This window comes from Micromonospora sp. NBRC 101691, assembly GCF_030269285.1.
GTDB lineage: Bacteria > Actinomycetota > Actinomycetes > Mycobacteriales > Micromonosporaceae > Micromonospora > Micromonospora echinospora.
In genome coordinates, this window is sequence record NZ_BSTB01000002.1 from 139,228 (window position 1) to 155,629 (window position 16,402).

A 16,402-nucleotide genomic window follows, 5' to 3' on the forward strand; every position below is an offset into this window, starting at 1 on the left:
ACCCGGGTCCACGCTGCCCGGGCCAGCCGAGCCGGTCACCCCCGGCCGCTGGCGGGGCGTGCAGCAGGGAACACCCACGTGCGCCGCGTCGTCGACGCGTGCCTGCCCTGGAAGGGAACCGCCATGCCGACCAAGCCCCAGCCCGAGACCGTCGACGAGGCTCGCGAGCAGGCCCGTCGCGCCCTCCAGACCTCGATGGACACCCGTCAGTGATCCACCCGCCCCGTCCGGGACGGGGCGGTAAGGGGCACGCGGGGTTGTAATCATTACGCGGGACGTGCCAGGATCGGGCCCGTGACCGCCTCCGCCGTGCCCTCGGCACCGGTGGCGTCGGCGCGGCGGATCGCCGGGCTGGCCCTGCCGGCGCTGGTCGTCCTCGCCGCCGAACCGCTCTACGTCCTGGTCGACACGGCCGTGGTCGGCCACCTCGGTCGGGTGCCGTTGGCCGCCGTCGCGGTCGGCGGGACGGTGCTCACGCTGATCGCCTGGCTCGGCAGCGTCCTGGCCTACGGCACCACCGGCCGGTCGGCCCGCCGATTCGGGGCGGGTGACCGGGCCGCCGCGGTGGCCGAGGGCGTGCAGTCGTCCTGGCTCGCCCTTGCCGGTGGGTTGATCGTCGCGCTCGGTATGCAGGTCCTGGCCGGACCGCTGGCGCGTACCCTGGCCGGGTCGACCGGCGAGGTGGCCGACGCGGCCGCGCAGTGGCTGCGGGTCGCGGCCCTCGGCGCGCCGGGCCTTCTCCTGGCCGCCGCCGGCAACGGCTGGCTACGCGGCATCCAGGACACCCGGCGTCCGCTGTGGTACGTGCTCGGCCCCAACCTGCTCTCCGCGCTGCTCTGCCCGCTGCTGGTCTATCCGGTCGGGATGGGGCTGGTCGGCTCGGCGGTCGCCAACGTCGTCGCGCAGACCCTCTGCGGTGCCCTGTTCGTCGCGGCGCTGGTCGCCGAGCGGGTGTCGCTGCGTCCCCGGCCGCAGGTCATCCGTCACCAGTTGGCGGTCAGCCGGGACCTGCTCGTCCGGGGGGTCGCCTTCCAGGCCAGCTTCCTCTCCGCGACGGCCGTCGCCGCGCGGTTCGGGGCCGCCGCGGTCGGCGCGCACCAGATCGTCGTGCAACTCTGGTTCTTCACCGTGCTGCTGCTCGACGCGCTCGCCATCGCCGCCCAGGCGTTGGTCGGGGCGGCGCTCGGGGCGGGGGACGAGGCCGGTGCCCGCGCGCTGGCCCGCCGGGTCGCCCTGCTCGGCGGCGTCTGCGGGCTGGTGTTCGCCCTGCTCGTGGCCGTCGGCGCCAACCTGGTTCCCGCGCTGTTCAGCTCCGATCCCCAGGTACGCGAGCAGGCGGCGGCGATCTGGCCGTGGTTCGTGCTGATCCAGCCGCTCGGTGGCGTGGTGTTCGCCCTCGACGGGGTGCTGATCGGCGCGGGCGACGTCCGCTACCTGCGCAATCTCGCCGTGGCCGCCGGTCTCGGCGGGTTCCTGCCGGCGATCTGGCTCACCTACGCGTTCGACCTGGGCCTCGGCGGGATCTGGGCGGGGCTGACCCTCTTCGTCGTGATCCGCCTGGTCGCTCTGGCGCTACGGCTGCGCTCCGGACGCTGGGTGGTCGCCGGCGTCCACTGACCGGCCCGGCCGCCGGGTGGCGTGGCCGGGCGGGTCTGCCGTCAGCCCATTGCCAGTGCGAACAAGCCCCACGCGGTGAGCACCAGGGCCAGGGCGATCGCCCAGGAGGCGAAGAACGCCACGATCTTGAACGTGTTCGGGAAGCGCTCGTACAGTCGTCGCCGGTCCTGCCACGCCCACCAGGTCCGCCTGGCCCGGGGCGCCCCCGGCAGCCGCAGCAGCCCGGCGGCGACCCGGTCGCCGAGGGTGACCCGGGGCGGTGGCGGGTCGCGCATCCAGTCGGGCAGCAGCGACGGCTGACCGGGTGGCCGTGACCGGGCCGACCGCCGGGCCTGGCCCGGATCGCTGGCGTTCCTGTCGTGGACGGTGGACATCGATCTCCTCCATGGCCGGTCGGGTCGCTCCCCGTAACCGCGGGCCGGGCGCCTGATGATGGCACCGGACCGCGTCGCCTGCTGTCTCTTTTCGGCCTCGGCCGACCGTTCTGCCGAATGGCGCGTGTTACGCGTCGCCCCGGGCCCGGACGGGCGGTCCGGCGCGGACCGGCCCCGGGCGGTCTGGCAGGCTTGGCCGACGTGAGCGCAGACGGTCTGATCGTGGTCGACAAGCCCGGTGGCATGACGTCGCACGACGTGGTGGCACGGATCCGGCGACTGGCCCGCACCCGCCGGGTGGGGCACGGCGGCACGCTCGATCCGATGGCCACCGGAGTACTGGTCATCGGGGTCAACCGGGCCACCCGGCTGCTCACGTACGTGATCGGCGCGGAGAAGAGCTACACCGCCACCATCCGGCTCGGACAGACCACGGTCACCGACGACGCCGAGGGGGAGGTCACCGCCACCACCTCGGCCGCCGGGGTGACCGACGAGGCGGTCCGTACCGCCCTGGCCGCCCTCACCGGCGAGATCGACCAGGTGCCGAGCGCGGTCAGCGCGATCAAGGTGGACGGTCAGCGGGCGTACAAGCGGGTCCGCGACGGGGAGACGGTGGCGCTGGCCGCCCGCCGGGTCACCGTCTCCCGGCTTGCCGTGCTCGCCGTCCGCCGGGACACGCCGGACCTGGTCGACGTGGACGTGGACGTGACCTGCTCCTCCGGGACGTACATCCGGGCCATCGCCCGGGACGCCGGTGTCGCGCTGGGTGTCGGCGGACACCTCACCGCGCTGCGCCGGACCGCCGTCGGCGGATTCACCCTGGCCGAGGCGGCGACCCTGCCGGAGCTGGAGCAGCGGTCCCCCGACGTGGTCTCGCTGCCGCTCGCGGCGGCGGCCGACCGGTTCTTCCCGCGCCGGGACGCCAACGGTGACGAGGCCCGGGTGCTCTCCCACGGCGGTCCGCTGGCCCCGGCCGGCATCGTCGGCCCCTACGCGGTCTTCGGCCCCGCCGGGAACCTGCTCGCTATCGTCAGCGAGCGGGAGGGTCGGGCCCGCGCGGAGATCGTGCTCGCCCCGGCCTGACGCCGGAGACCGCACGGGATCGTTCGGCGACCACCGCACCGCAGGGCGGCGGTGCGGCCAGGGAGGAGAGAGATGCAGCGCTGGCGGGGGTACGACGCGGTGCCCGGTGGCTGGGGCCGGTCGGTGGTGACCATCGGTGTCTTCGACGGGGTGCACCGGGGTCACCAGGCCACCATCGGCCACGCCGTGGCCCGGGCCCGGGAGCTGGGCGTCCGGTCGGTGGTGGTGACCTTCGACCCGCACCCGGCCGAGGTGGTCCGCCCCGGCTCCCATCCGGCGGTGCTCACCGAGGCGGGGCGCAAGGCCGAGCTGGTCGAGTCGCTCGGGGTGGACGTGCTCTGCGTGGTGCCCTTCACACCCGAGTTCTCCCGGCTGCCGGCCGAGGAGTTCGTGCACGACATCCTCGTCGAGAACCTGCACGCCGCGCTGGTGGTGGTCGGCGAGAACTTCCGCTTCGGCCACCGGGCGGCCGGTGACGTGGCGCTGCTGGAGCGGCTCGGCCGGACCTTCGGCTTCGGTGTCGAGGGCGCCCCCCTGGTCGCCTCGGCCGGCACGGTCTTCTCCTCGACGTACATCCGGGCCTGCGTGGACGCCGGGGACGTCGCCGCCGCCGCGACGGCGCTGGGCCGTCCGCACCGCCTGGAGGGGGTGGTGGTCCGGGGCGACCAGCGCGGCCGGGAGCTGGGCTTCCCCACCGCCAACCTGCTCTGCCACCGGTACGCGGCGGTGCCCGCCGACGGCATCTACGCCGCCCGGCTGGTGCGGCGGGGCGGCGCGGAGCCGCTCGCGGCAGCGGTCTCCATCGGCACCAACCCGACCTTCTCCGGCCGGGAGCGCCGGGTCGAGGCGTACGCGCTGGACTTCACCGGGGACCTCTACGGGGAGCGGCTCGCCCTGGACTTCGTGGCGCACCTGCGCGAGCAGCGCCGGTACGACACGATCGAGCCGCTGATCGCGCAGATGAACGAGGACGTGTCCCGTACCCGGGCCGCGCTGGGCTGACCGCCCGGGCGCGCCCGGCGGCCCTTCGACGGGCGCTTTCCCCGGATGCTGGTAGTCTGGCGGAGACGTCGTTCAACGACGTGGGGCCTCGCGCGCCTGCTCGACGCCGCGGGTGCGAGGTTCGCCTCCGTTTCCCTTCCCGGACGGGACGGGCGGAGCCTGACGAACAACCCACCGAAACAGGGAGAAAATGGCGCTCGACCAGGAAGCCAAGGCCAAGATCCGCGCGGAGTACGCGACCGCCGAGGGGGACACCGGTTCCCCGGAGGTGCAGGTCGCAGTGCTCACCAAGCGGATCGCCGAGCTCACCGAGCACCTGAAGGTGCACAAGCACGACCACCACAGCCGTCGTGGGCTGCTGCTGCTGGTCGGCCGTCGCCGTCGGCTGCTCAACTACGTCCAGAAGAAGGACATCAACCGCTACCGGTCGCTCATCGAGCGGCTCGGCCTGCGCCGGTGACGTGACGGGGGAGTGACCGACCAGGTCACTCCCCCGATCGGCGTCACCACCCGAAGAACCAGGGCCGCGCGACCACCCGAGACGGGAGCCGGTCAGCGTACCGGTCTCCGGTAGTGGCCCCCGGGATCCCCGGCGAGAATCCGCCGGCCCCCGGGCGCTTCGATCGAAGACCGGCCGTCTGAGCAGCTCCCGAGCGTCGTGGGCCCCCGACGTGAGGAGTTTGACCCACCCATGACCGAGAACCGACTCGGCACCGAATCCCGTACCGCCGTGATCGACAACGGTGCCTTCGGCACCCGCGAGGTCACCTTCTCCACCGGCCGGCTGGCCCGGCAGGCCGCCGGCTCCGTCGTCGCCCAGCTCGGCGAGACGGTCGTCCTCTCCGCCACCACGGCCAGCAAGCAGCCGAAGGAGCAGTTCGACTTTTTCCCGCTGACCGTCGACGTCGAGGAGCGGATGTACGCGGCGGGCCGGATCCCCGGCTCGTTCTTCCGCCGCGAGGGCCGCCCCAGCGAGGACGCGATCCTCACCTGCCGGCTGATCGACCGGCCGCTGCGCCCGTCGTTCGTCAAGGGTCTGCGCAACGAGGTCCAGGTCGTCGAGACCATCCTCGCGCTCGACCCGCAGCACCCGTACGACGTGGTGGCGATCAACGCCGCCTCGATGTCGACCAAGCTCTCCGGCCTGCCGTTCTCCGGCCCGATCGGGGCGACCCGGATGGCGCACGTCGACGGTCAGTGGGTCGCCTTCCCGACCCGCGACGAACTGGCCCGGGCCACCTTCGACATGGTGGTCGCCGGCCGGGCGCTGGCCGACGGCGACGTCGCGATCATGATGGTCGAGGCCGAGGCCACCGAGCACACCGTGGCGCTGGTCGCCGGCGGGGCGCCCGCCCCGACCGAGGAGGTCGTCGCCAGCGGCCTGGAGGCGTCCAAGCCGGCCATCCGTGAGCTGTGCCGGGCGCAGAGCGAACTGGCCGAGGTGGCCGCCAAGCCGGTCGCCGAGTTCCCGGTCTTCCTGGACTACCAGGAGGACGTCTTCGGCGCGGTGGCCGACCTGGGGCGCGCCGAGGTGGCCGAGGCCCTCAAGATCGCCGGCAAGGCCGACCGCGAGGAGGCCCTGGACCGGGTCAAGGCGAAGGTCGTCGAGGAGCTCGGCCCGCGCTTCGAGGGCCGGGAGAAGGAGCTCAGCGCCGCGTTCCGGTCGCTGAGCAAGTCCGAGGTCCGCAACCGGGTGCTCCGTGAGCAGGTCCGGATGGACGGCCGGGGCCCGCGCGACATCCGCCCGCTGACCGCCGAGGTCGGGGTGCTGCCCCGGGTGCACGGCTCGGCGCTCTTCGAGCGGGGCGAGACGCAGATCCTCGGCGTCACCACGCTGAACATGCTGCGCATGGAGCAGATGCTGGACACCCTCGCTCCGGAGACCCGCAAGCGCTACATGCACAACTACAACTTCCCGCCGTACTCCACCGGTGAGACCGGTCGGGTCGGCTCGCCGAAGCGGCGCGAGATCGGCCACGGCGCGCTCGCCGAGCGGGCGCTGATCCCGGTGCTGCCGTCGCGCGAGGAGTTCCCGTACGCCATCCGGCAGGTCTCCGAGGCGCTCGGCTCGAACGGCTCGACCTCGATGGGGTCGGTCTGCGCCTCCACCCTGGGCCTGCTCTCGGCCGGTGTGCCGCTGAAGGCCCCGGTCGCCGGCATCGCCATGGGGCTCATCTCCGACGAGGTGGACGGCAAGACCGAGTACGTCACGCTCACCGACATCCTCGGTGCCGAGGACGCCTTCGGCGACATGGACTTCAAGGTCGCCGGTACCCGGGACTTCGTCACCGCGCTCCAGCTCGACACCAAGCTCGACGGCATCCCGTCGGACGTGCTGGCCGCCGCGCTCCAGCAGGCGCACGAGGCCCGGCAGACCATCCTCGACGTGATGCAGGCGGCGATCGAGGCCCCGGCCTCGATGTCGGACTACGCGCCGCGGGTCACCACCGTCAAGATCCCGGTCGACAAGATCGGCATGGTGATCGGCCCGAAGGGGCAGACCATCAACGCCATCCAGGACGAGACCGGCGCCGAGATCTCCATCGAGGACGACGGCACCATCTACGTCGGCGCGACCAACGGCCCGTCGGCCGAGGCCGCGGTGGAGCGGATCAACGCGATCGCCAACCCGACCCTGCCGAAGGTCGGCGACAAGTTCCTCGGCACGGTGGTCAAGACCGCCGCGTTCGGCGCGTTCGTGTCGCTGCTGCCCGGCCGGGACGGCCTGCTGCACATCTCCAAGGTCGGCGACGGCAAGCGGGTGGAGAAGGTCGAGGACTTCCTCAACGTCGGCGACAAGGTCGAGGTGGAGATCGCGGACATCGACGCCCGCGGCAAGATCTACCTGGACAAGGTCCGCCCCGAGGGCGCCGAGGCGCCCGCTCCGGCCGAGGGCGGCGAGCGTCCGCCGGCCCGGGAGCGCAGCGACCGGGGACCGCGCGGTGACCGTGGCGCGAGCCGGGGCGAGGGCGGCGGCGAGGGCGGCGACCGCCCGCGTCGCGGTGAGGGTGGCGAGGGCGGCGACCGCCCGCGTCGCCGGACCCGGCACAGCTGACCCGTTCCGTGCCGTCACGCGACGGCACGAACGTCCGATCCGAGGGACCAGCCCGGCTCGCCGAGCCGGGCTGGTCCCGTCGGAGGGCGGATCACCACCCCTTACGTCCCTAGGAGTCAGGTACCTGTGAGTCGGGCTGACCACGCACCGTTCGTCCCGGGTCGGTGGGGTGCGGGTCACCGCGCCCGCGCCGCCGGAGCCGCCCCGTCCGGCCGGTCCGCGTCGGCCCGGGCGGTGACCCGGACGCTGAGCGACGACCCGTTGGGCGGGACGGTGCGGCGTACCGTGCTCCCCAGCGGCCTACGGGTGCTGACCGAGGCGATCCCGGCGATGCGCAGCGTCTCGTTCGGCATCTGGGTGGCGGTCGGCTCCCGGGACGAGACCGGCCCGCAGTCCGGTGCCGCGCACTTCCTGGAGCACCTGCTCTTCAAGGGCACGAACAAGCGGACCGCGCTGGACATCTCCGCCGAGATCGAGGCGGTGGGTGGTGAGACGAACGCCTTCACCACCAAGGAGTACACGTGCTACTACGCGCGGGTGCTCGACGAGGACCTGCCGCTGGCCATCGACGTGATGTGCGACCTGGTCGCCGACTCGCTGCTAAAGCCGGCGGACGTCGAGACCGAACGCGGGGTGATCCTCGAAGAGATCGCCATGCACGACGACGAGCCCGGCGACGAGGTGCACGACCTCTTCGCCCGCGCGGTCTACGGCGACCACCCGTTGGGCCGGCTGATCTCCGGCACCGAGGAGACGGTCACCCCGATGACCCGGCGGCAGATCCAGGGCTTCTACCGGAAGCGGTACGTCGCCCCGCAGATCGTGATCGCCGCCGCCGGCAACCTCGACCACGCCACCGTGGTGAAGCTGGTCCGGCAGGCGCTGGCGGGCACCCCGCTGGACACCGCCCCGGCGGCCCCGGCGGCGTACCGCCCGAACACCCCGGCGGTACGGACGAAGCCGGCCACCACCCTGGTCGAGCCGAAGGAGACCGAGCAGGCGCACGTGATCCTCGGCTGCCCCGGCATCGACCGGCTGGACGAGCGGCGGTTCGCCCTCGGCGTGCTGAACAACGTGCTCGGCGGCGGCATGTCCAGCCGGCTGTTCCAGGAGATCCGGGAGCAGCGCGGGCTGGCGTACTCGGTCTACTCCTACGCCAGCCAGTACGCCGACGCCGGCCTGTTCGCGGTCTACGCCGGCTGCGCGCCCGGAAAGCTGGACGAGGTGCTGGAGCTGACCCGCGCCGAACTTCGCCGGGTGGCCACGGACGGACTGACCGAGGCCGAGGTGGCCCGGGGCAAGGGCATGTCCAAGGGCTCGTTCGTGCTCGGCCTGGAGGACACCGGTTCCCGGATGAGCCGGCTGGCCAAGGGCGAGCTGCTCTACGGCGACCTGGTGCCCGTCGACGAGCTGTTGTCCCGGGTGGACGCGGTCACCGTCGACGAGGTCAACAGCCTCGCCGCCGAGCTGTTGAGCCGGCCCATGTCGCTGGCCGTGGTGGGCCCGTTCGAGCGGGGCGACTTCGCCGGGGCGTAGTCGTGGCAGGGGCGTCGTCCGCAGGGTGGACGGTCAGCGGTTCCGGAGGCGGGACCATGCCCGGCTTGGGATAGGTTGTGCCGCGTGACTGACGAGCAGGAGAAGCGACGCGACGAGCCGGTCCGGGTCGGCGTGCTGGGTGCCCGGGGCCGGATGGGCATCGAGGTGTGCAAGGCGGTCGACGCGGCCGGCGACCTCGACCTGGTGGCGACGATCGACCAGGGCGACGGGCTCTCCGCGGCCGCCGACGCTCAGGTGGTCGTCGACTTCACCACGCCCGACGTGGTGATGGAGAACCTGCGCTGGTCGATCGACCGGGGGATCAGCGCGGTGGTGGGCACCACCGGTTTCACCGAGCAGCGGCTGGACCAGGTGCGCGGCTGGCTGGACGGCAAGCCCGGGGTGGGCGTGCTGATCGCCCCCAACTTCGGTATCGGCGCGGTGCTGATGATGCAGTTCGCCGCCCGCGCCGCCCGGCACTTCGAGTCGGTGGAGATCATCGAGCAGCACCACCCACGCAAGCTGGACGCGCCGAGCGGCACCGCCACGCACACCGCGCGGCTGGTCGCCCAGGCCCGCGCGGACGCCGGCCTGGGTCCGTCGCCGGACGCCACCGCGAGCGAGGTGCCGGGCGCGCGCGGCGCCGACATCGACGGGGTACGCGTCCACGCGGTCCGGGCCACCGGCCTGGTCGCGCACCAGGAGGTGCTCTTCGGCACCACCGGGGAGACGCTGACCATCCGGCACGACTCCTACGACCGGGCCTCCTTCATGCCCGGTGTGCTGCTCGCCGTCCGCGAGGTTCGGCGTCGCCCCGGCCTCACCGTGGGCCTCGACCCGCTGCTCTGATCTGACCGCGTGGTCCGACGTCGGCGGCGACCGTGGTGGTCCACGTCGCCGCCGACGTCATGGTCCCGTGGTAGCCGCCGACGTCACGGTCCCGTGGTGGTCCACGTCGCCGCCGGCCCGGCGGTCACCGGAAGGGGAGGGACTCCCGGGCGGTGCGCGGGGCGGGAGCGGTGGGCAGGTGCCCCGGAGCCAGGCCGGCGGGGGCGTTGGTCAGGCTGACCTCGCCGTAGCCGGTGACGGTCACGTCGACGGGGGTGCCGGCGATCCGGAGCCCGCGCGCCGCGACGGCGCCCAGTTCGGCGCCGGCGAGCGGACGGAGCGCCACCAGCCCCCGGGGGACGTCCGGGTAGAGACCGACGGCGGCCTGGAGCAGCAGCACCGCGCTCGCCGCCGACCACGCCTGCGGGCGGCACGCCGCCGGATACGGCACCGGCCGCCCCAGCAGGTCCCGGTCGTCGCCACCGTACAGCTCCGGTAGCCGGTAGTCGAACGCCTCGGCGGCGCGGAGCAGTCCCTCGGCGAGGGTGCGCGCCGCGTCGTCGAACCCCGACCGGGCCAGCCCGCTGAGCACGATCGCGGTGTCGTGGGTCCAGATCGAACCGCAGTGGTACGACAGCGGGCTGAACCCGCCGTCGGCCCGGGACATGGTGCGCAGTCCGAACCCTCCGGTCAGCGACTCGCTGGTGAGCAGCTTCGCGACCTGGGCGGACTCGTCGTCGTCGAGCAGGCCGGTGCCGAGCAGGTGACCGATGTTGCTGGTCAGCGAGTCGACCGGCCGCTTGTCCCGGTCCAGGGCGAGGGCGGGCTGCGGGCCGTTCCGGCCGTCCACCCAGAACGTGGCGCGGAACCGCTCGGCGAGCCGCTGGGCGTACTCGCGCCAGGAGTCCCCGCCGGGGCGGTCGAACGCGTCGAGCAGGGCCGCCCCGTTCACCGCGGCCTCGTACGCGTACCCCTGCACCTCGGCCAGCACGATCGGGGCCTGTGCGATGCTGCCGTCGGCGAACCGGACCGCGTCACCGGAGTCCTTCCAGCCCTGGTTGGCCAGGCCGTGGCCGGTGGTGTCGACGTACTCGACCAGCCCGTCGCCGTCGGCGTCGGCGTGCGTGCCGAGCCAGCCCAGCGCGGCCTCCAGGTGCGGCAGCAGCGGCTCGACCTGCGCGGCGGGCAGCCCCCAGCGCCAGGCGTCGTGCAGCAGGTTGACCCAGAGCAGGGTGGCGTCGACCGTGCCGTAGTAGGCCGGCGGCAGCCGCAGCCCCGCGTCGGAGAGGGCGAACTCGTGGCGGCGCAGCTCGTGCAGGATCTTGCCGGGCGCCTCGCCGGTGGCCGGGTCGACCCGGGTGCCCTGGCGGCGGGCGAGCACCCGCAGCGTGCTGGCGGCCAGCCCGGTGCCGAGCGGGAGCATCATCCGGGCCGCCCAGAGGCTGTCCCGGCCGAACAGGGTGAGGAACCAGGGCACGCCCGCGCCGAGGAAGACGTCCTCCGGGTGGGCCGGCTCGGCCAGGCGCAGCGCGCGCAGGTCGGCCAGGGACCGGTCGAGGAGGCGGACCAGACGACGGTCGTCGGCGCGTACCTCGGGGTGGGCCCAGTCGGGGCCGTCCACCGGAGCCACCACGACGGCGCGGGGGTCGGTGACGGTCAGCCGCCAGCGCAGCACGGTGTCGCCGCCACCGGCGGGCAGCTCGACCGGCCAGGCGAGCCGGAGCGCGGCGTGCGCGCCGTCGACGTGCGCGGTCGCGCCCTCGCCGTGGACCGTGACGGTGATGCCACCCGCGGTCCAGCCGAACCCGCCGGCCGACCCGGGGTGGGCCGGCAGCGCCGGCCGGCTGTCACCGGACTTCACCACCTCGATCGGGGCCAGGTCGCAGTCCAGGTCGACGGTGACCGTGGCCCGGACCGGCACCGACGCGGTGGAGACCACGTGCAGCTCCTCGACCAGGCCGTCCGGGGTGACCCGCCGTGACCGGTCGATGCGGACGGTGGGATCGGGGTGCGGGTCGCCGAGCCAGCGGGCGACGCTGACGAAGCGGGCCGCGTGCGGGCCGTCCGGGCCGGAGGTCAGCCCTTCCGGCTCCCGGTCGTCGACGCGCAGTTCGGCCCGGGAGAGCACCCGGGCGTCGGCGTGGAAGACGCCCTGCACACCGACCGGCCGGATCTGCCCGGCCGGGTCACCGAGCGCGCTGGTGGGTGCGAGGACGACTCCGACCAGCTCGTGCAGCAGGGGTTGCAGGCGTTCGGTCACGGGGGAACTCCAGGGTCGTCGGCGGGAACGTGGATCTCTTGACAGATCGTTCCATGGGGTGCCAGAGTGCGAAACATTCCAGAAACTTGAACGATCCAATCCTGCCTTATCCAGATTGGAACGTTCAAGATGGCGGGAGGGATTTTGTGGCACAAAAGGTGACTATCGCGACGGTGGCCCGGCAGGCCGGGGTCAGCCGCCAGACCGTTTCCAACGTGCTCAACTCCCCGCACGTCGTGCGTGAGGAGACCCGGCAGCGGGTGCGGGAGGCGATCGACGCCCTCGGGTACCGGACCAACCAGGCCGCCCGGCAGATGCGTACCGGCCGGTCCCGGCTGATCGCCGTGCGCATCGAACCCACCCGGGACGGCATCAACGGCTCCGTGCTCGACCGCTTCCTGCACGGCCTCTCCGAGACCGCCGGCACCGCCGGCTACCGGGTGATGCTCTACACCGCCACCGACGACGAGCAGGAGATCGGGGAGTACGACGACCTGCTCGGCGCGTACGACCTCGACGCCTTCGTGCTCACCGGCACCAAGCGGCGCGACCCACGGACCGCCTGGCTCACCGCCCGGGGCGTGCCCTTCGTGACCTTCGGACGCCCCTGGGACGACCCGACCGTCCACCCGTGGGTCGACGTGGACGGCGCGGACGGCACCGCCCAGGCCACCCGTCGGCTGCTGGCGCTCGGCCACCGGCGGATCGGTTTCGTCGGCTGGCCGGTCGGCTCCGGCGTCGGCGACGACCGGCGGCTCGGCTGGGAGCACACCCTGCGCGCGGCCGGAGTCGACCCGACCGACCTGGACCGGCGGACCGAGGACGGCATCCCCGAAGGCGAGCGGGCCGCCCGCGACCTGCTCGACGCGCCCCGGCCGCCGACCGCCCTGCTCTGCGCCAGCGACTCGCTGGCCCTCGGTGCCCTCCAGGCCGTCCGCGCCGCCGACCCCGCCGTCCCGGTGATCGGCTTCGACGACACCCCGGTCGCCGCGGCGGTCGGGTTGACCAGCGTCTGCCAGCCCCTGCGCCAAGCCGCGGTCCGGTGCGTGGAACTGCTGACCGGCCGGCTCGACGACACCCCCCGACAGACCCACCCCCAGGTTCTGCTGAAGCCCCGTCTGGTGCTCCGGCAGAGCGCGTGAACCCCTTCCCCCACCAGGAGAGTGAGATGGCCCCTCGAACGATCCGCCGCGCGGCGGTGGCCGGCCTCGCCGCCGTCGCCCTGATCGGCTCGGCCGCCTGCGGCAGCGGCTTCGACGACTCCGGCGACGAGACCCAGTCCAGCGGGCCGGCGAAGCTGGAGATCCTGATCGGATCCTCCGGCGAGGCGGAGACCAAGGCGGTGCAGGAGGCCGCAGCGAAGTGGGCTGACGCGTCCGGCAACACCGCCACGGTCACCCCGGCCCAGGACCTCACCCAGCAGCTCGGGCAGGCCCTCGCGGGGGGCAACCCGCCGGACGTCTTCTACGTCGACGCCAGTCGCTTCGCCGACTACGCCAGCGTCGGCGCGCTCGAACCGTACGGCGACAAGATCAGCAAGCCGGACGACTTCTACGAGAGCCTGCGGCAGACGTTCACCTACGACGGCAAGTTCTACTGCGTGCCGAAGGACTTCTCCACCCTCGCCCTCCAGATCAACACCGACCTCTGGACGAAGGCCGGCCTCACCGACGCCGACGTCCCGACCACCTGGGACCAGCTCACCGCCACCGCCCGCAAGCTCAAGGCGGCCGGGCAGGTGCCGCTGGTGGTCGCCGACACCCGGGACCGCATCGGCGCGTTCATGGTCCAGTCCGGCGGCTGGCTGACCAGCGCGGACGGCAAGCAGGCCACCGGGGACACCCCGGAGAACGTGCAGGCCCTCACCTACGTGAAGACGCTGCTCACCGAGGGGCTGGCCCGTTACCCGAAGCAGCTCGACGCCGGCTGGGGCGGCGAGGCGTTCGGCAAGGGCAAGGCGGTGATGACCATCGAGGGCAACTGGATCAAGGGGGCTCTCCAGAACGACTTCCCGAACGTCAAGTACAAGGTCGTGCCGCTGCCGGCCGGGCCGAAGGGCCAGGGCACCCTCTCCTTCACCAACTGCTGGGGCATCGCCGCCAAGAGCGCGCACAAGGAGCAGGCGATCAAGTTCGTCGAGGCGATGACCACCGGCGAGCAGCAGATGACCTTCGCCACGGCGTTCGGCGTGATGCCGTCCCGGCAGTCGGTCCGTGACCAGTACACCCAGCAGTTCCCGGCCGACAAGCCGTTCATCGACGGCGCCGAGTACGCCCAGGGGCCGGTGAACGCCCCCAAGATGGACAGCGTCCTGAAGGACCTGGACACCGGGCTGAACACCCTCGCCACGGGCGACCCGAAGGCGGTCCTCGCCCGCTTCGACCAGAACGCCAAGTCGGCGCTCGGCGGCAGCTGACGCGGGGTAGCAGGGGTCCCCTGTTACCGCATTTTGATGAGCAGGGGACCCCTGCTACCACCACAACCCGCACCACCGCGGGCACCGCACCGCACCGCACCGCACCACGCCCGCCGCACCGCGGCGGCACGTACCGCACTACCGCAACCACCGCCTGGGAGGGAGGGGAGATGGCGATCGACGCGTCGGCCGTGTCGGCCACCCCGTCGGCCGCGCCGTCCGGCAGCCGGCGGCGTGGCGGCGTACGCGGCAACGAGAACCTGGCGGGCTGGCTCTTCGTGGCCCCCGTGGTGGCGATTCTCGGGCTGTTCCTGCTGCTGCCGATCCTGATGGCGTTCTGGGTGAGCCTGACCGGCTGGAACGGCCAGGGCAGCCCGTTCACCTCCGGGGTGCCCTTCGTGGGGACCGACAACTACACCCGGCTGTTCACCGAGGAGGGGCTCGCCCGCCGGGACTTCATGACCAGCATCCGGAACAACCTCTACTACGTGGCGATCGTGGTGCCGGCGCAGACCGCGCTGGCGCTCGGCCTCGCCCTGGTCGTCAACAACCGGATGCTGCGGGGCAAGACGTTCTTCCGCTCGGCGTTCTACTTCCCCTCGGTCACCAGTTCGGTGGCGATCAGCGTGGTCTTCCTCTTCCTGTTCGCCAACTCGGGCGCGGTCAACGCGCTGCTCGGCGCGTTCGGCATCGACGGGCCGCAGTGGTTCGCCGACGCCCGGGGAGTGCTGCACGTCCTGCTCGGCGCGGTCGGTGTCGACCAGCCGCCGGCCGCCCTCACCGACGGCGGCCCGTTCGGCCTGACCTGGTGGGACTGGCTCTCCGGCCCCAGCGTGGCGATGGTCTCGATCATCACGTTGGTGGTCTGGACCACCTCCGGGACGTTCATGCTGATGTACCTCGCCGCGTTGCAGAACGTGCCGGTGACCCTGGACGAGGCGAGCACCCTGGACGGGGCGAGCCGCTGGCAGCGGTTCCGGTACGTCACCCTGCCGCTGCTCAGGCCGACCACGTTCCTGGTGGTCACCCTCGGCCTGATCGGCACCTGGCAGGTCTTCGACCAGGTGTACGTGATGAGCCAGGGCGACCCGGCCAAGACCACGCTCACCCCGGCCTACCTGTCGTACCGGACCGCGTTCCGGGACTTCGAGTACGGCTCCGGCGCGGCCATCTCGTTCGTCCTGTTCCTGATCATCATCGTGCTGACCCTCGGACAGCGTTGGCTGATGCGGGACCGCGACCGCACCGGGCGGCGGTCGTGGCGGCGTCGGCGCGTACCGGGGAGGTCCTGACATGGCCGTGGTGACTCCACCGGCGGGCGCTCCGCCGACCTCCGCCGGCCGGGACCGCCGCCCCGACGGCGCGCGGGCCCTGGCGACGACCTTCCTCGGGTACGCCACCCTGGTCTTCTTCGGGCTGGTGTTCCTCTACCCGTTCGTGATCCAGATCGCCAACTCGTTCAAGACCGAGCCGGACGCGGCGGCCAACCCGCTCTCCCCGGTGCCCGACCCGGTCGCGCTGGACGGGTTCGCGCGGATCTTCGAGGGGACCGCCTTCCCGCTCTGGATGGGCAACTCGGTGCTGGTCACCGTGCTGGTCACCGCCGGTCGGGTGTTCTTCGACTCGCTCGCCGGGTACGCCCTGGCCCGGTTGCGGTTCCGGGGGCGGGCCGGGCTGTTCGCGGCGGTCGTCGCGGTGATGGCGGTGCCCGGCGTGGTGCTGCTGATCCCGAAGTTCCTGGTGCTCAACCAGCTCGGCATGTACGACAGCTACGCCGCGCTGGTGGTGCCGCTGCTCGCCGACGCGGCCGGGGTCTTCATCATGAAGCAGTTCTTCGAGTCGATCCCGGTCAGCGTGGAGGAGGCGGCCCGCATCGACGGGGCCGGCCCGTTCCGGACCTTCTGGTCGGTGGTGCTGCCGATGGCGAGACCGGCCCTGATCACGCTGACCATCCTCTCCTTCCAGGGCTCCTGGAACGAGTTCCCGCACAGCCTGGTCGCCGTGCAGGACCCGGACCTGTTCACCCTGCCCCGGGGACTGGCCGACCTGGTCAGCGGCTCGCTCGGTTCGGGCACCCAGTACCCGCTCAAACTGGGCGCGGCGCTGCTGGCCACCATCCCGGTGGCGATCGTCTTCGTGATCTTCCAGCGTTACTTCGTCCGGGACGCCAACGACGGCGCGGACAAGGGCTGAGCACCGCCGGTGGCTCCCGGCCCGGACGGCCGGGA

General features: G+C 72.9%; 13 protein-coding genes. 11 read left to right on the forward strand and 2 right to left on the reverse strand.

Going from position 1 to position 16,402, the window contains the following annotated elements; all coding sequences use genetic code 11:
• Nucleotides 1-285 precede the first annotated feature (285 nt).
• Nucleotides 286-1,617 carry an MATE family efflux transporter gene (locus tag QSK20_RS04660; RefSeq protein WP_502888857.1) on the forward strand — a complete coding sequence of 444 codons (1,332 nt, stop codon included), beginning with the start codon at nt 286-288 and terminating at the stop codon, nt 1,615-1,617.
• Nucleotides 1,618-1,658: 41 nt separating this feature from the next.
• Here QSK20_RS04660 and QSK20_RS04665 read toward each other — a convergent pair whose 3' ends face one another.
• Nucleotides 1,659-1,991: a hypothetical protein gene (locus QSK20_RS04665; protein WP_285787307.1), complete on the reverse strand. Its 333-nt coding sequence runs from the start codon at nt 1,989-1,991 to the stop codon at nt 1,659-1,661.
• A gap of 117 nt (nt 1,992-2,108) precedes the next feature.
• Between QSK20_RS04665 and truB the strand changes: the two genes are divergently transcribed.
• The 6 genes from truB (at nt 2,109) to dapB (ending at nt 9,519) form a co-directional block, all read left to right on the forward strand.
• Entirely contained in the window at nt 2,109-3,077 is a 969-nt protein-coding gene (gene truB, locus QSK20_RS04670; protein WP_502888843.1) for a tRNA pseudouridine(55) synthase TruB, read from the forward strand.
• A gap of 72 nt (nt 3,078-3,149) precedes the next feature.
• Entirely contained in the window at nt 3,150-4,079 is a 930-nt protein-coding gene (locus QSK20_RS04675) for a bifunctional riboflavin kinase/FAD synthetase (protein WP_285787309.1), read from the forward strand.
• A gap of 190 nt (nt 4,080-4,269) precedes the next feature.
• The gene (gene rpsO, locus QSK20_RS04680) at nt 4,270-4,539 is read left to right on the forward strand and encodes a 30S ribosomal protein S15 (RefSeq protein ID WP_043962418.1); all 270 of its coding nucleotides are present in this window, start codon (nt 4,270-4,272) and stop codon (nt 4,537-4,539) included.
• A gap of 231 nt (nt 4,540-4,770) precedes the next feature.
• On the forward strand, nt 4,771-7,134 hold the full coding sequence (locus QSK20_RS04685; RefSeq protein ID WP_285787310.1) for a polyribonucleotide nucleotidyltransferase: 2,364 nt from the start codon (nt 4,771-4,773) through the stop codon (nt 7,132-7,134).
• A 126-nt stretch (nt 7,135-7,260) separates the two neighbouring features.
• Nucleotides 7,261-8,670, forward strand: coding sequence for a M16 family metallopeptidase (locus tag QSK20_RS04690; RefSeq protein ID WP_502888844.1), 1,410 nt, complete (start codon nt 7,261-7,263; stop codon nt 8,668-8,670).
• A gap of 84 nt (nt 8,671-8,754) precedes the next feature.
• Nucleotides 8,755-9,519, forward strand: coding sequence for a 4-hydroxy-tetrahydrodipicolinate reductase (gene dapB / locus QSK20_RS04695; protein WP_285787311.1), 765 nt, complete (start codon nt 8,755-8,757; stop codon nt 9,517-9,519).
• A 124-nt stretch (nt 9,520-9,643) separates the two neighbouring features.
• Here the strand turns inward: dapB and QSK20_RS04700 are convergent, their stop codons facing one another.
• Nucleotides 9,644-11,758: an amylo-alpha-1,6-glucosidase gene (locus QSK20_RS04700; protein ID WP_285787312.1), complete on the reverse strand. Its 2,115-nt coding sequence runs from the start codon at nt 11,756-11,758 to the stop codon at nt 9,644-9,646.
• 158 nt (nt 11,759-11,916) lie between these two features.
• On the opposite strand from QSK20_RS04700, the gene QSK20_RS04705 reads away from it, so the two are divergent.
• The 4 genes from QSK20_RS04705 (at nt 11,917) to QSK20_RS04720 (ending at nt 16,367) form a co-directional block, all read left to right on the forward strand.
• On the forward strand, nt 11,917-12,900 hold the full coding sequence (locus QSK20_RS04705) for a LacI family DNA-binding transcriptional regulator (protein ID WP_285787313.1): 984 nt from the start codon (nt 11,917-11,919) through the stop codon (nt 12,898-12,900).
• Between the two features lie 26 nt (nt 12,901-12,926).
• The gene (locus QSK20_RS04710; RefSeq protein WP_285787314.1) at nt 12,927-14,174 is read left to right on the forward strand and encodes a sugar ABC transporter substrate-binding protein; all 1,248 of its coding nucleotides are present in this window, start codon (nt 12,927-12,929) and stop codon (nt 14,172-14,174) included.
• 170 nt (nt 14,175-14,344) lie between these two features.
• Nucleotides 14,345-15,466: a carbohydrate ABC transporter permease gene (locus QSK20_RS04715; protein ID WP_285787315.1), complete on the forward strand. Its 1,122-nt coding sequence runs from the start codon at nt 14,345-14,347 to the stop codon at nt 15,464-15,466.
• Nucleotide 15,467: 1 nt separating this feature from the next.
• Nucleotides 15,468-16,367 (forward strand): carbohydrate ABC transporter permease, encoded by a 900-nt coding sequence (locus QSK20_RS04720; protein WP_285787316.1) that lies wholly within the window; start codon nt 15,468-15,470, stop codon nt 16,365-16,367.
• The last annotated feature ends 35 nt before the right edge of the window (nt 16,368-16,402 follow it).